Source organism: Sulfuricaulis sp. (assembly GCF_024653915.1).
In the GTDB taxonomy this organism is placed as follows: Bacteria; Pseudomonadota; Gammaproteobacteria; order Acidiferrobacterales; family Sulfurifustaceae; genus Sulfuricaulis.
The window spans coordinates 275133-290043 of record NZ_JANLGY010000013.1 but is presented as its reverse complement, the minus strand read 5'-3'; the positions used below and the strand labels follow the sequence as shown (position 1 = coordinate 290043).

Sequence of the window (14911 nt, the reverse complement as noted above, 5' to 3'; positions counted from 1 at the left end):
TTAATCCTGTGAATCCTGTCTAACTTTTTCTTTTTGTTAGAGCGCCCTTTAGAGAAAATCAGCGAACTCCGCGCGTCGCCACTCCGCGCGGGTCACCCTCCACTCTCCATTCTCGCGCATCCAGGTAATTTCAAATCGATGCAAATCGGCACGAACTCGCTCAAGTTCCTCGACCGCGGAAATCGGCTGACCGGCCATCGCCACCATCACGAGAGCATGGGCCATGTCCGGTTGAGGGAAGCTGATCTGCTGGACGCGGGTGAACAGGTAAATCGTCTCATTGCGCAGAAAATAATAACGCAGTATCGCCTCAATGGCTTTCTTATCCTGACCCTGGCTGTCGGTATATTTTTCTGAGACATACCGGCGCAGGGTGCCCGAGTCTTTCTTCTCTGCCGCCGATTCGGCCTGCGCGATCAGCGCACGTACCTGCGTCTCGGGACTGTCCTTTCCGGGCGAGCACGCTGCAGTGGAAAGCAGGATAGTCAGAATGATGATCCACGCTGACAGGAAGAAATGTAATTTATGCCGATCAGCCACGCCGGCGTCTCACTGAAACCTGGCGATGCCTGAAACAATCCACGGTGTGGTCGTTCACCATCCCCACGGCCTGCATAAAGGCATAGCAAATCGTCGAGCCGACGAATTTGAACCCACGCTCCTTTAAATCCTTGCTCATGGCATCCGATACTTCCGTTTGTGCCGGAATATCCTTGAACCGCCGGCGTTTGTTCTGTACGGGTTTCCCGCCGACGAATTGCCAGATATACCGGTTGAAACTGCCAAATTCTTTTTGAACCTGAAGAAATGCCCGGGCATTCAGGATAGAGGCCCGGACTTTGAGACGATTGCGCACAATTCCCGGGTTTTTCAACAGTTGCCGGACTTTAGTGGCATTGTAGCGTGCGATCTTGCGCGCATCGAAATTTCCGTAGGCACGGCGGTAATTCGCGCGCTTGTTGAGAATCGTTGACCAGCTCAACCCCGCTTGGGCGCCTTCCAGGATCAGGAACTCAAAAAGCTTGCGATCATTCTGAATCGCTACGCCCCACTCTTTATCGTGATACCTCTGATAAAGCGGACTGGCGTCAGCGGCCCAGACACAACGGCGCTTCAATCCTTCCGTCCCGGTCTTCAGTTGTTTTTGGCACCCTGATCGATCCACTTGCGGATGGTATCAATTTTTCCTTCGGGCAGAGGTGGCTTGTCTTTTGGCATGTTGATGCTGGGATGCCCCTTGCGTTCGATCAGCAGGACCAAAGTGCTGCCGACATGCGAGCCGGCGGTCACAACAGGACCAAGCTTGGTGCCCTTCATGACGGACTCATAGCTCTCCACGCTGAAACCACTGGCAGTGTAACCCTCGCCGCCGGGCTTGTGGCAGGACAGGCAATTCTCTGTCAGGATGGGAAAAACGTCCTGCTTAAAGCTGATTTCACGGGTACAGCCAACGCCCAAAGCAAGTAACGCCGCCAGAACGGCTACTGTTACAGTCTTGCGTAACATGACTCACCTCCCGCTTGGTATTCGATTACATTCATTATTTACACATTTCCATAATCGAAAAGAAATGATTTGTGTCAATTAATTAAAGCGCGTCTGGTTATTCGAGTTTCAGACACCTATCCCCTTTTCCCGCAACACCTTGATCTGGAAGAGCGTGTTGCGCTCTTCTTCTTCGAGCGCGGACTGGATGAAACGAATGGTGGCGCGGTAGCGTGGAATGACGTTGTACTTGAGGGCGTTGACGCGCTTCTGGGTCTTGCGCTGCTCGTCAAGCAGGCGCCACAGCGCCGTCTCGGCCTCGCCCAGGCGCGCCAGCATCACCGCCATCTGGGCGAACCGTGTCCGTGTCTCGTCAAAACTGGCATCGGTCCACATCAGGCCCACCGGCTGCAGCGGCAACAGCGTAGCTTCCACCGAAGGGTATTCCACACCAATGCTTGAGCGCGGGAGGATATTGAGATCAATGGCAGGCCGCAGTCCCAGTGCCGACTGACGCAACATCTGGCTGCCCATACGCATGTGCGCCAACGACAGCCAGCGATAGGCCTGCTTGAGTCCGTCACGCACCTCGGCACGCAGTTTCCGATACTGGTCGAGACGCTCATAAACCAGACGCGTCAACAACTCACGCTTGCGTTCGAGCATGGCGTGGCCCTGCTCGAGAAACTTGACTTGACGACGTAGTCCGAGCAGCGCGCTTTTGGTCGGCGGAATCTTGAGCCGGTCTCTCATGCCACTTTTGCCGCCGTTTTTTCATAGTGGTGATACTTGGCGAGATCGGCCTCACGCACACGTGTCAGCGCCTCGGGCGGCAGCAGCGACAGTAACTGCCAGGCGATGGTAAGCGTCTCGATGATGGAACGATCCTCGTCCTCTTGCTGGCCGACGAAGCGTTCCTCGAAAGCCTTGGCAAATTCCAGGTATTGGCGGTCGGTCTCGCCGAGTTCCTCGGCGCCGATGATCGAGGCCAGATTGCGCACTTCGAGCGCGCGGGCATAGGCGGCGTACAACTGGCTCGATACGCGTGGGTGATCCTCGCGCGTGTCGTCCTTGCCGATGCCATCCTTCATCAGGCGCGACAGTGACGGCGGCACGTTTACCGGGGGGTAAACACCCTGCATGTGCAGCTCGCGCGACAGCACAATCTGACCTTCGGTGATGTAACCGGTCAAGTCCGGAATCGGATGCGTAATGTCGTCGCTCGGCATCGACAGAACCGGCACCATGGTGATGGAGCCGCGGCGGTCCTTGACGCGCCCGGCGCGCTCGTAAATCTCGGCCAGGTCAGAATAGAGATAACCCGGATAACCCTTGCGCGACGGTACATCGCCCTTGGCGGTAGCCACTTCGCGCAGCGCCTCGGCATAGTTCGTCATGTCGGTAATCACCACCAGCACGTGCAAGTCGAGATCGTAGGCCATGTACTCAGCCGCCGTCAGCGCCGTGCGTGGAAGGATCAGGCGTTCAATCGGCGGGTCATCGGCCAGGTTGGTGAACATCACCACATTGCCGAGCACGCCGCTCGATTCGAAATCCTCTTCAAAGAAACGCGCGTCGGCATAGGACACGCCCATGGCAGCAAACACTACGGCAAAGCGGGAGTCCTCGCCGATAAGCTTGGCCTGACGCACGATCTGCGCCGCCAGCCGGTTGTGCGGCAGGCCGGAACCCGAAAAGATCGGAAGTTTCTGTCCGCGCACCAGCGAGTTGAGGCCGTCGATAGTCGAAATGCCGGTCTGGATAAACTCGCGCGGATAGGCGCGTGCCGCCGGATTCATGGGGGCGCCGTTAACATTGCGCTTCAGACTTGACACCAGAGGCGGGCGTCCGTCGCGCGGTGCGCCGATACCGTTGAAAATGCGTCCCAGCAGATCGCGCGACAGCGGGATTTCGAACGGCTCTTCCAGAAACCGCGTCCAGGTGCGTTCGAGATCAAGGTCATCGGTGCCCTCAAACACCTGCACCAGCACCACCTCGTCCGAGGTGCGAATCACCTGGCCGTTGCGCTTGCGCCCGCGATGATCGCGCACCACCACGCGGTCGCCGAGCGCCACGCCCGGCACACCCCGCAGGTACAGCAGGCCGCCGCGCGCGGCGGAACTCATGCGATATTCCTTCTCTTTCATTTCACTTTCTCCACCGGCTTGCCATATTCGGTTTGAAGCCCCGCGAAGGCTTCATGAATCTCGCTGCGAACGCCCTTGAGCTCGTCCATTTGCTTGCTGGTATAGGAAGATTTGACCCGGCGCGCGCGCGCCAGAATCGGCAAGCCGAGCAATTGCTGCACCGGCACGCCGATGCCGAGCAGTTCCTGGCCCTGGTGATAGATATCCAGTACCAGATCCAGAAGCAGAAATTGCTTCTGCGGCGAGCAGAAACTGTCTATCTCATCGAGCGCGCTCTGTTGCAGCACGCCTTCCTTTACCAGCGACGCGCCCTCGAGCGCCCAGCGCTGCGCCGGTGACAGCGCTTCCGGACCTACCAGATTCACGATGCGTGCGAGTTCATCGGCCTGCGCCAGCAACCCCATCGCCTCGGAACGGCGTTCGCTCCAGCGTGGATCAACGTTTGCGTGCCACCATTTGGCAGAGGCATTGACGTAGCCCGAAAAGCTGTCAGTCCAGTCGACCGAGGGATAGTGGCGCGCGTCCGCCAGCTGCTTGGACAGTGCCCAGAACGTCTGCACGATTTCCTTGGTATGACTGGTGACCGGCTCGGAGAAATCGCCGCCCGGCGGCGAGACCGCGCCGATCAGGCTGACCGAACCATGCTTGCCAGAGAGGGTTTCAACGCGACCGGCGCGTTCGTAAAACGCGGCAAGACGCGAGGCAAGATAGGCCGGATAGCCTTCCTCCACCGGCATTTGACCGAGGCGACCGGAAACCTCGCGCAGTGCTTCAGCCCAACGGCTGGTGGAATCCGCCACCATCACCACGTCATAACCCTGGTCACGATAATATTCGGCCAATGTCACGCCAACGTAGATCGAGGCCTCGCGCGCCACCACCGGCATGTTCGAAGTGTTCGCCACCAGCAGCGTGCGCTCCATGAGCAACCGCCCGGTGTAGGGATCGGTCAGTTCGGGAAAGGTTTCGAGAATTTCGACCAGCTCGTTGCCGCGCTCGCCGCAACCGACGTAGATCACGATCTCGGCGTTCGACCAGCGCGCAATCTGCTGTTGCACCACGGTCTTGCCAGCGCCAAACGGACCGGGCACCGCGGCCTTGCCGCCCTTGAGCAGAGGAAAAAATGTGTCGAGGATGCGCTGACCCGTAATGAGCGGCTCGGCGGCATGATCGCGACGCCGGTAGGGGCGAGGCTGGCGCACCGGCCAGCGATGATACAGCTTGAGTTCGCGCGTCACGCCGTCCATGGTTTTCACTCGCGCGATCACTTGTTCCACGGTGTACTCGCCCGCACTCGCCAGTTCCACCAGCTCACCTTCGACGTCCGGCGGCACCAGCACGCGGTGCTGGATGGTCTTGGTCTCCTGCACGGTGCCGAGCACTGCACCGGCAGCAACCGGCTTGCCGCGCACGAGTTCCTTGGAAGGCTCGAAGGCCCAGGTACGGGTGCGGTCGAGCGGCATGACATTGAGGCCACGTGCAATCTGATCGCCACTCAGTTCGCGGATGGCCTCAAGCGGCCGTTGCACGCCGTCGAAAATATTACCCAGCAGTCCCGGCCCGAGCTCGACCGAGAGCGGATGACCGAGCGGCACGGCGTCTTCGCCAGGGCACACGGACTCGGTCGATTCGTACACCTGCACCACCGCCTGATCACCGTCGCGTCCGATGACCTCGCCGACCAGCCCGAGCTTGCCGATGCGCACCTGCTCGCCGTTCAATACCCGCGGCAGGCGGACGGTCACGATCGGTCCGTTGATTTCGACAATTTTTCCCGTCACGCGCTTATCCACCGATGATTGCTCCTATAGGTGCGGTTGAGGCGAACAGACGCTCCATCACCACCTGATGCAGTGCCTCCTGCAAACGCTCCTGGCGCCCCTCAAAACTGTTGTCCACGCGAATGGTGTCGCTGGCGTTGCGCACTCGTACACCCCCGAGGCTTACCACCGGGTCGGGCGCTAGCGTGATTCGCTGCTTCACCCCGGCGTCGCGGCAAAAACTCTCCCAATCCCCAGACAGGCGCGCGTGATCGCGCGCATTCAGCTCGGCCACGAGATCCTTCTCTTCGAACACGCCGGCCGACTGCGCCAGCAACTTACGCAGCAACGGCAGATAGTTTTTCTCGTCGTTGCCAAGCCGCTCGAGTTCCGCAGTTAGTCGACTCATCACGTTCTGCACCAGATTCCAGCGCAGACGGTCGATTTCCTCCTGTTGCTTGATTTCGGCGGCCTGCTGGCGCTGGCGGAAGGTGCGTTCGGCGGTGGCCTTGGCAGCGAGAATTTCGCGTTCCTCGCGCAGGTGCTGGCGTTCGTTCGCATCCGCCAGCACCTGATCGCGCGCACGTCCGGCATTCGCGAGATGCTCATCCGCGAGCGCCTTGGCGCGCGCGATCAGCGCAGCCTCGAGTTCATTGATCTGTGCCTGCTTGTTCATGACTTCAGCTCCAGGGCCTGTGCGCCAAGAATCGCACGCACTACATCCTCCACCTGTGGGTGATACTCTTCGGGCGAATGCAACGGTGGCACTTCTGCGATCACGACGCGCCCCCCCTCTTCGCGCACATGCCGTAGCCAGGGCCCCTGGCTGCGCGCCAGATTGTGCTCCAGAAACACCAGGGCTTTCTGCTTGTGTCTGATGATGTCGGCGAGCAGGTTCTCCAGTTGTTCCGCCGTCGCGTCTGGCAGTGTTTCGACACCGATCAGGCTGAAACCCTCGGTCAGCGCCGCCGAGCCGAGCGCGATGATGCGCGTGGGTGTCGCGGCGGTTTCGGCGCCTTCTGGCAAAGTGCCGACACTCATCCGATTTTTCCGAGCAGCAGGATGGTGACCACCAAACCGTAAATCGCGATACCTTCCGCCAGACCCAGGTAAATCAGGGTCCGGCCAAACATCTCGGGTTTCTCGGCGATGATCGCGAGCGAGGCGGCACCGACCGGACCGACCGCAATACCCGCCCCGATTGCCGCCAGCCCCGTGGGAACTCCGATGCCGATCAGCGCCAGACCGAGGCCAGTCGAGATCTCAGCCGCACCGGCGGCCGCGCCCGTCTGCGCGAGCACGTCCTGTGCACCGAGAAAAAGAATTCCAATGAGACCGCCCACGAAGACGAACACGTTCGTCCCGAGTACTCCCCGCAGCCATCGTCGCGGACGTGGTACCGGATACAACTGCAGGTACACTCCCATACCGATCAGCCCCAGCACACTCAGCGTAATCAGACCAATTAGCCAGTACATAAGATGCTCCTCGTTTAAGAAATCGTTCTTTGTCTTCCGTTACGTCTTTCCCGGGCTTCCCAGGGCCAGCGTCAATGGCCGGAACTCTCGGCCATCGCCGCTGTAGAACCGCGAAAAGCCCTCGTAGTATTCAAGACGCAACACCTGGATCGCGACAATCGCCCCCTCGAAGCCGATAATAAAAACGTTTCCCAGTACCACCGTTATCCAGTGGCCGGCCGTGTCGAGCATCCCGGCCAAGGTAAACACCGCTATCGCCAAGGCCACGTGATTCAGGCTGAAAGCGGCGACACGCAAAAATGAAAGCGTGTTGGAAATATATTTCACCACCGTCTCGAAGCCTTCTATGACCACAATCAATATCCGCTCTCCCAGGGAAACGGCGTTCTCATGCCATATATGACCGACAATGACCGCGTACGGAACCAGCACCACCAGCCCTTCGAGCCAGCCCACCTCCGCCCCGGACGCATAGCGGAACCCGGCATACAGCAAGCCCAGGTAAAACAGCAGCCCGGCGAGTCCGCCGCGATCGAGCAAGGCCTTTTCCCAGTCGCCGTCAGCCAGCCGGTTACGGATGTTCAGCAGGGTCGTCAGTACTATGAACCCGATGCCCCAGTAGAGCGCCAGCGTCAACATGCGGGTCGGATCTGTCAGCGGTGACATCCACAGGGGATGCAGCCACTCCTCGTAGCCGAACACGCTCCCGTAGGCGAGTCCAAACGAGGCCGAGGACAGGCCGATGGCAACGACGAAGCGTGTGAACTGCCGCAGGCGCTTGCGCAGCGCCAAACCAAGCAGCGCGATCGACAAGCCGTGTCCCACGTCGCCAAACATCATGCCGTACATGGCGATAAAGGTGATGGCGAACAACAGCGTCGGGTCGATTTCGCCGTAGCGCGGCACACCGTAGGTCTTGACCAGCTGTACAATCGGACGCAAAAACCACACGTGCCGCATCACCGACGGGACCTGCAAACGTTCTTCCGGCCGCGGGTCACGCACGCTTAGCACGAAACGCTTGTCAAAGCGTTCTTCCAGCGCGGTGCGCAGCGACGCTACATCGACACGCGGTACCCAACCACCGATTCCCACGAGGCCGCCGCGCGCGCGCAATGCCTCGCCGAGTTCGGCGTAAGGCGCAACCATGGCCAGCACCTGCTGCGCCTCGATCAGGCGGTCATTGAATTCCTTTTGCGTGTTTTCAATCACGCGGCACTGCAAATCAGTTTCTTCCAGCACCTTGTCAAGCCGCTGTTGCAAATCGCGTCGTGCCTTGTCCGGCCGCTCGCGCAATTCAAGAGGAATTTCGATGGCGCGCCAACCGGCCGCCTGCAGTACTCCACGCGCCTCGTCTTCCTTGCCCGCGGCCCCCGCCACCACCAGGTGGGTCAGACCCTCGATCTCCAGAAACGGCCGCACCAGATAATCTGCAATCCCCAGCGCTTCCCTGAGCCTGGCAACATGGGCGACCGGGACGGTGCCGATTTGTACATCGATAAAACGTCTCGATCCGACCAGCAGGCCCAGATCAATATCAAGCGCAGCAAAATTGTCGATCGCTCGCAACAGCTGATCGATGTGCTTGCGCTCTTCCTCGAAGTGGCGCAGCCCCTCCTGGCACTTCGAGCACTCGGTCCAGACGGCACGCAGCCATTCGTCCAGCGCCGCGAGTTCCGGCTCGGAAACAAGCCGCGGCGCCGGCATGGGCAATTCATCTTTCAGGGCACTGCAATGCGCGAGAGTCTTGTCCAGGCGACTGCGTGCGCTGCGATAGAGTTCGCGATAACTCTCCCCGGGAAATTCGGGCAGGTCGTTGGCGCTGAGATGGGTCGTCTCGGGATTGAAAACACCGCGCTCGGCGAGGGTCAGCGCCGCCAGCGGGGCATCGTCACTCAGCATAAACAGGGCGGCACGCTGCATGGGCAAGGGCTTAAACACAAACGCCTCCTCGAGAAATAAGGATGGGTTCCGGAATGGCGCTGCGCGTGATCACGCAGCCTCCAGTCCCATGGCCTCGCGCACGAGGTCGGGTGCAACGCCGAGGCGCTTGCCCTTGACCACCGCACGGATCTGACGCAGTTCCTTCTCGCGCAGAAGCAGATAGGCAAACGCACGTGCCGTCGTAAATACCCCCCGCGCCATGACGCTGCGCGCCAGACGCCAGGTGTCGCGCTCCAGCCGCAGGGTCACTTCGGCGGCCGATTGCGCTCCTTCGAGCAGCGGTCCCCAGGGCGGAGGCACATTCGCGATCACCTCCTCGAAACTGCCGAGTTGCGAAAGACGCTGGAGCTCGTTTCCGCCAAGACGATAGGCCGCCGGGATCAACAGATAATAGGTTTCGCCGGCCGGCAATCCGTAGGCGAAGCGATAACGCAGGAGCCACAGCAGGTTGATACGGTCGATCAGGTTGCCGACCAGCGTGCGCAGCGGGTCGCCGCCGCCTTCGGCCTCACGGGAACGTTTGGCCAGACCGGCGAAGTACTGGCGATCGACGGCCGCATCGAGCGCGAACGGCTCGTGCTGCTCGTCATAGATGCGCCGTCCCTGCCGCGCGATATCGGCATAGGGCGTCCCCTCGAGCCGGCGCAACAACTCGGTGACGTCATCGGTGCGCAACAATTCATCGACGGGCAGACGCGCGAACGGTCCCATGTCGAACAGCTGCTCGCGTACGGTGGCCACGCTCTCGCCGTACAGCTTGGCGCGCAGTATTGTTTTGAGATTGCTGAGTTCAAACCGGTATGCCCAATAGATAAGAAAATCCCGCGCGCCTCCCGTGAGCGCGCGCGTCAGCACCACGATATCGGCAAGCAAGCTGGAGATAAGCCGCTGTTCGAGTGAGCGCATTGCGCCGACTGTCTGCTCCTCCGATGGCGGCTTGAGACCACCTGCTGCGAGAAGTTCCGTCTCCTGATCCGCCGGCACCTGGCTGAGATTTGCCAGCGCCGTCTCCGACAGCAAGCGCGCGCCCATGAGCGATACGCGCCCGTGGAGATAGGCGTAGCGGCTGGCGGGGCCCACGTTCAGCCCCGCTCCGTATCAAGCAGCAACTCAACCGCCGCCTTGACGGCATCATCCTCGCGCGACTTCGCCTGGGAACGCAGCTGGGCACGGCGTTCCTCATAGCGCCGTGCCAGTTCCGCCACCGCCTGGACGGCGCGTTCCTCGGCTTTTTCCATGAACGAGGCGCGCAGTTCCGGCAACCTCGCCTCAAATTGCTGCTCGGCGCTGCGTGCATCCGCGCGCGCCTGGCGGATCATTTTTTCGCGCTTGAGTTCGGCCTCACGCACCAGCGCCTCGGCCTGGAGCTCGGTATCGAGCAGCCGTTGCAGTTCATCTTCTATTTCTTCGCTCATGTCAGCCCCCTGCGCCTGAGTTCAACACCGTCAGAGCCACGTAACTAGCAATGAATGAGAACATAATTGAATACTGATGAAAGAGAACTCCCGCTGCTTTGATATTTATCAAGCAAGGCGGATCTGAGACGGACAAGTCAATATAATTTCAGCGTAACCAGGGGGTACCGCCGCCTGACGCATACAACAATACAATGGCGGTATAAAGAACCTGACTGTGTTCTGATGACGCGAAAGGCGGGCCGCTGATGAATCAGGCGAAGCGTGACTCTTGTTCTTCCAGCAAGCTTTACGGCTCGTCAAACAGCCACCAACATCACGCCGGCGGCGGCAATACCGCCACCCATCAGACGCACCCAGTTCGTTGAGATGCCGCGACTGAGCAGGTTTCCCATAACCGCGCCGGTGGCGTGCAGCAACCCGGTGGCCAGCAAAAAACCCAGACTATATAAGAGCGCGTAAGCCGCGTGCGGCAACTCCTGGCCGTGCGCATGGCCGTGAAACAATGCAAACGCCCCGACCAGTAGCATGCTGGCCGCGAGCGGGAAACGCGCCGCCACCGCGATGAGCAGACCCAACACCAGCACCGAAACGGCAATGCCGGCCTCGACGGCGGGAAGCAGCAATCCGACGAAGGCGAACATGCTACCCAGTGCCATCATGGCCATGAATGCCAGCGGCATGCGCCAGATGGCGCGCCCGCCGAGTTGCGCGGCCCATATGCCTACGGCCACCATCGCGAGCAGGTGGTCGAGCCCGATGAAAGGGTGCGCCATGCCGGCGGCGAATCCCGCGCCGTGCGCGCCGATGGTATGCGCCTGCGCCGTGCCTGCCAGAAACAGCGCTGCCAATACCGCCGCTATCTGATATCCGCGTTTCATGGATGTCTCCTTTAGCTGATCTTGACCTTGGTTAATTCCTCGCCATCCGGATCGGTGACGTGCACCGCGCAGGCGATGCAGGGATCGAAGCTGTGAATGGTGCGCAATATTTCGATCGGCTGTTTCGCATCGTGCAACTTGTGTCCCTTGAGCGCCGCTTCGTACGGGCCTTCCTGCCCGGCCGGATCGCGCGGGCCGGCATTCCAGGTGCTCGGTACCACGGCCTGGTAATTGTCGATCTTGCCGTCCTTGATCACGATCCAGTGCGCCAGCGCGCCGCGCGGCGCCTCGGTGTAACCCACGCCTTTGCACTCCTTTGGCCAGGTCGAGGGTTCCCACAGTTTTTCATTGTGTGTCTTCACGTCGCCGGCCTTGATGTTGGCAATCAGCTGGTTGTACCAGCCCTCCAGCGCATCGACGAAGATCTTGGTCTCGAGCGTGCGCGCCGCGGTGCGCCCAAGCGTGGAGAAAAGCGCGCCGACCGGCACATCGAGTTTCTTCAGCGTCATGTTGACGAGTTCCTTGGTCTGTTTGTGGCCCTTGGCGTACAGCATCAACACGCGCGCCAGCGGCCCGACTTCCACCGCCTTGCCCTTCCAGCGCGGTGATTTGAGCCAGGAATAACTCTTGTCGGTGTCGAGATGCTCGTACGGCGGCTTGGGCCCGGTGTAATTGAGCTTGGTTTCACCGTTATACGGATGCAGCCCCTTGTCCTTGCCGCCGCTGTAGTCGTACCAGGAATGGGAAACGAACTCCTGAATCTGATCCTCGGCGTTGAGATCGATTTCATGAATCCGCGAAAGATCCCGGTTGAGAATCACGCCGCGTGGCACCAGGAAACTGTCGACGTCGTTGTTGCCCTTCGATGGAAAATCGCCATAGCACATGAAATTGCCCACGCCCTCACCCTGCGCGCCCCAATCCTTGTAGAAGCCGGCAATCGCCAGCGTGTCGGGCACGTATACCTGGTCCACGAAGGCGCGCATCGAATCAATGACGTTTTTCACGCGCTGCAAGCCGACCATGTTCACCGCGGTGGCGCCGGCACCGCCGCGGTATTGCGGGCCCTTACCCTGTCCCTGATGCTGCGGATGCAGACTGATTGCCGCCGGAGTACCACCGACCAGGAAGTTCGGATGCGGGTTTTTGCCGCCGAAGATGGTGTGGATCTGTACCACGTCGCGCTGCCACACGAGGGCCTCGAGGTAATGCGCCACCGCCATGAGGTTGGCCTCGGGCGGCAGCTTGTAGGCCGGGTGCCCCCAGTAGCCGCCGGCAAAAATGCCGAGCTGGCCGGACTCAACAAAGTTCTTCACCTTCTTCTGCGTGTCGGCAAAATAGCCGGGCGAGGATTTGGGCCAGTTGCTGATGGACTGCGCCAGTTCAGAGGTCTTTTTCGGATCGGCCTTGAGCGCCGAGACCACGTCAACCCAGTCCAGCGCGTGCAGATGATAGAAGTGCATCACATGATCATGCACGTATTGCGCGCCAATCATGAGGTTGCGGATCAACTGCGCGTTGGCAGGAATTTCATATTTCAAGGCATCCTCGACCGCGCGCACCGAGGCGATACCATGCACCAGCGTACAGACGCCACAAATGCGCTGGGCGAAGGCCCAGGCATCGCGCGGGTCGCGCCCGCGCAGAATGATTTCAATGCCGCGGACCATGGTACCGGCGCTCGACGCCTGGGTGATGACACCGTTCCCGTCGGTCTTGGCCTCGATGCGAAGGTGGCCTTCGATGCGGGTGATCGGATCGACAACAACTGTTTGAGTGGCCATTTTTTATCCCTCGACTAGATTGTCAGCAACCATTTCCAGCAGGCTGTTCGCGGTCTTGTCCCATTTGAAATGCGACTGACCATCATCGAACGTCAGGCGGCAATTGGAGCAGCTCATGACCAGCATTTCAGCGCCGGTATCGTTTACCTGCTTCATCTTGATCTCGAATACCTTGTAGCGCAGGTCATCGGCACGATGAATCGTGACGACACCGCCGCCGCCGCCGCAACACCAGTTGAGATCACCCGTGGGGGTCATCTCGTGCAGATCCACACCGAGCGCGTTCAGAACGGTGCGTCCGGCCGGGGTGGCGCCGCCGCGGCGCGAGACCTGACAGGGATCGTGGTAGGTGACTGATTTTTTGACTTTCTTCACTTTGAGCTGGCCGTTCTTCAGGTTCTCCGCGAGAAACTCGGAGATATGCATGACTTTGAACGGCAACGGCTTGCCATACATGTTCGCCCCCATCCAGCGCAGGGCGCCGTAGGCATGGCCACACTCGGGCAGGATCAAAAGCTTGGCGCCGCATTTGATGGCGGCGTTAATGAGTTTCATGCTCATGTCCTTCTGCCACTGAGAGTTGCCCGAGAGCAATCCGAAATTGGTGGCCTCGTAGCCATCGAGCCGGATGGTCCAGTTCTGCTTGAGCGCGTTTAACACCTTGGCCGTAGCCACGATGGATTCGGGATATTTCATGATCTCGATGGAAGACATGCCGATGATCACGTCGGCCTGTTCCTTGTCGACCGGGATATCGACCTCGTGATCGTCGGCCAGCCACTCGATGCGGTCTTTGAATACCTTGGGGGTAGCGCCCAGCGGACTGCCTTCGCGTTCGGCACGTTCGGCAGCCGCCCACAGTTCGTGCGGCACCAGGCCGGCCTGGAACATCCCATGGCGTGCCTGGCTCACGAGCACGGCGATGTCGATGCCCATGGGACAGATCAGCGTGCAGCGTCCACACATGGTGCAGGAATCGTAAATGAGTTCCTGCCACTCCTCGAGTTCCTCGACCGTTACCTTGCGCTTAAGACCGAGCGCGCGATAGAAAAAGGCGAATGGGCTCATCTCGCGCTTGTACGCCTGCTTGAATGGTTCAAGTTTCCAGATCGGCGTGTATTTCGGGTCATTGGTCTGCACATAATAGTGGCAGGCCTCGGCACACATGCCGCAGTGGATGCAGGACTCCATGTAAGTCGCCGCATGGGCACCGAAGTCGCGCACGAAATTCTTCATGGCGATTTCCACGCGCTCGCTGTCCGGGATTTCACCCTGTTTGTCGTAGCGCGCCTTGGGCTTCTTGATGCCGAAGCGCGGCCCCTGCGTCTCCAGTGGATGTTCCTTGTTGATATCGGTGACGCTCATGTGGCTGCTCCTTTGCGCTCCAGCAAGGCGCCGGTGGTACCGCGCGAGATGGCAAATAGAAAGGCATGCATCAGCTTGCCGAAGGGGAACCAGATAAACAGCAGCTCAACACTCAGGATGTGCAAGCCAAGCAAGGTTTCATAGCGCGCCCCAAGATGCGCGACCGCCAACAGGCCGGTGACGACCGGCGCGGTGGTGACGAACCAGCTGAAGTAATCATCGAAGTTCGAGAGCAGCTTTAGCACCGGATGCGTGAAACGGCGAATGAGCAAGATGATCAGCGCGATCATGGTCACCACGCCGGTGGCGTAGATCACGCCGCTCGGCAAGCCGCCCCAGGAAAGCCCCGTGAGATCCTTGATGAACAGGATGTGCGGGACGAAGAAAAATACCACTATCGCCAGACCGATATGAAACACGTAACCCAGCGCCGCGCCGTAGGCGGTGCGCGACTGAAACTCCTTGCGCATCCACATGCGCGAAAACACGGTGCGCACCGCGCCCCACCACGTCGCATTACTTCGCGGTTCTGAATAGTCCGGCTTGCGTCGCAGCAAAAGTATCCCGAGCAGCCGCCACGACACCCCGACAACAAAAATGATCAACGACCACATCAGTATCGGGCCCTTCGCGAATGCAAGTAGATCCATGG

The 14911-nt window shown here is 59.9% G+C and carries 16 protein-coding genes; all 16 read right to left on the bottom strand.

What is annotated here, in order from left to right; all coding sequences use genetic code 11:
* Window positions 1–48: 48 nt before the first annotated feature.
* The 16 genes from NUV55_RS07965 to NUV55_RS07890 all read right to left on the bottom strand — a co-directional run bounded on the left by NUV55_RS07965 (window position 49) and on the right by NUV55_RS07890 (window position 14909).
* On the bottom strand, window positions 49–540 hold the full coding sequence (locus NUV55_RS07965; protein WP_296671854.1) for a hypothetical protein: 492 nt from the start codon (window positions 538–540) through the stop codon (window positions 49–51).
* Entirely contained in the window at window positions 533–1117 is a 585-nt protein-coding gene (locus NUV55_RS07960; protein ID WP_296671852.1) for a DNA-3-methyladenine glycosylase I, read from the bottom strand. The genes NUV55_RS07965 and NUV55_RS07960 overlap by 8 nt, the downstream gene beginning before the upstream one ends.
* A gap of 17 nt (window positions 1118–1134) precedes the next feature.
* Window positions 1135–1506, bottom strand: coding sequence for a c-type cytochrome domain-containing protein (locus tag NUV55_RS07955; RefSeq protein WP_296671850.1), 372 nt, complete (start codon window positions 1504–1506; stop codon window positions 1135–1137).
* A 108-nt stretch (window positions 1507–1614) separates the two neighbouring features.
* Complete coding sequence (locus NUV55_RS07950; RefSeq protein ID WP_296671848.1) at window positions 1615–2238, bottom strand: V-type ATP synthase subunit D; 624 nt, start codon at window positions 2236–2238, stop codon at window positions 1615–1617.
* Window positions 2235–3632 carry a V-type ATP synthase subunit B gene (locus tag NUV55_RS07945; RefSeq protein WP_296671846.1) on the bottom strand — a complete coding sequence of 466 codons (1398 nt, stop codon included), beginning with the start codon at window positions 3630–3632 and terminating at the stop codon, window positions 2235–2237. Before NUV55_RS07945 ends, NUV55_RS07950 begins: the two co-directional genes overlap by 4 nt.
* Window positions 3629–5425 (bottom strand): V-type ATP synthase subunit A, encoded by a 1797-nt coding sequence (locus tag NUV55_RS07940; RefSeq protein ID WP_296671844.1) that lies wholly within the window; start codon window positions 5423–5425, stop codon window positions 3629–3631. The genes NUV55_RS07945 and NUV55_RS07940 overlap by 4 nt, the downstream gene beginning before the upstream one ends.
* A complete protein-coding gene (locus NUV55_RS07935; RefSeq protein ID WP_296671842.1) occupies window positions 5418–6068 on the bottom strand; it encodes a V-type ATP synthase subunit E in 651 nt (216 codons plus the stop codon). The genes NUV55_RS07940 and NUV55_RS07935 overlap by 8 nt, the downstream gene beginning before the upstream one ends.
* The gene (locus NUV55_RS07930; RefSeq protein ID WP_296671840.1) at window positions 6065–6433 is read right to left on the bottom strand and encodes a V-type ATP synthase subunit F; all 369 of its coding nucleotides are present in this window, start codon (window positions 6431–6433) and stop codon (window positions 6065–6067) included. The genes NUV55_RS07935 and NUV55_RS07930 overlap by 4 nt, the downstream gene beginning before the upstream one ends.
* Entirely contained in the window at window positions 6430–6870 is a 441-nt protein-coding gene (locus NUV55_RS07925) for an ATP synthase subunit C (RefSeq protein ID WP_296671838.1), read from the bottom strand. Before NUV55_RS07925 ends, NUV55_RS07930 begins: the two co-directional genes overlap by 4 nt.
* Window positions 6871–6909: 39 nt before the next feature.
* Complete coding sequence (locus tag NUV55_RS07920; protein ID WP_296671835.1) at window positions 6910–8811, bottom strand: V-type ATPase 116kDa subunit family protein; 1902 nt, start codon at window positions 8809–8811, stop codon at window positions 6910–6912.
* Between the two features lie 51 nt (window positions 8812–8862).
* Window positions 8863–9894 carry a V-type ATPase subunit gene (locus NUV55_RS07915; protein ID WP_296671833.1) on the bottom strand — a complete coding sequence of 344 codons (1032 nt, stop codon included), beginning with the start codon at window positions 9892–9894 and terminating at the stop codon, window positions 8863–8865.
* Between the two features lie 2 nt (window positions 9895–9896).
* The gene (locus tag NUV55_RS07910) at window positions 9897–10229 is read right to left on the bottom strand and encodes a hypothetical protein (protein WP_296671832.1); all 333 of its coding nucleotides are present in this window, start codon (window positions 10227–10229) and stop codon (window positions 9897–9899) included.
* 299 nt (window positions 10230–10528) lie between these two features.
* Entirely contained in the window at window positions 10529–11110 is a 582-nt protein-coding gene (locus NUV55_RS07905) for a HupE/UreJ family protein (RefSeq protein WP_296671830.1), read from the bottom strand.
* Window positions 11111–11121: 11 nt separating this feature from the next.
* Complete coding sequence (locus NUV55_RS07900; protein WP_296671828.1) at window positions 11122–12894, bottom strand: nickel-dependent hydrogenase large subunit; 1773 nt, start codon at window positions 12892–12894, stop codon at window positions 11122–11124.
* 3 nt (window positions 12895–12897) lie between these two features.
* Complete coding sequence (locus NUV55_RS07895; protein ID WP_296671826.1) at window positions 12898–14259, bottom strand: (Fe-S)-binding protein; 1362 nt, start codon at window positions 14257–14259, stop codon at window positions 12898–12900.
* Window positions 14256–14909 carry a hypothetical protein gene (locus NUV55_RS07890; RefSeq protein ID WP_296671824.1) on the bottom strand — a complete coding sequence of 218 codons (654 nt, stop codon included), beginning with the start codon at window positions 14907–14909 and terminating at the stop codon, window positions 14256–14258. Before NUV55_RS07890 ends, NUV55_RS07895 begins: the two co-directional genes overlap by 4 nt.
* Between the last annotated feature and the right edge of the window lie 2 nt (window positions 14910–14911).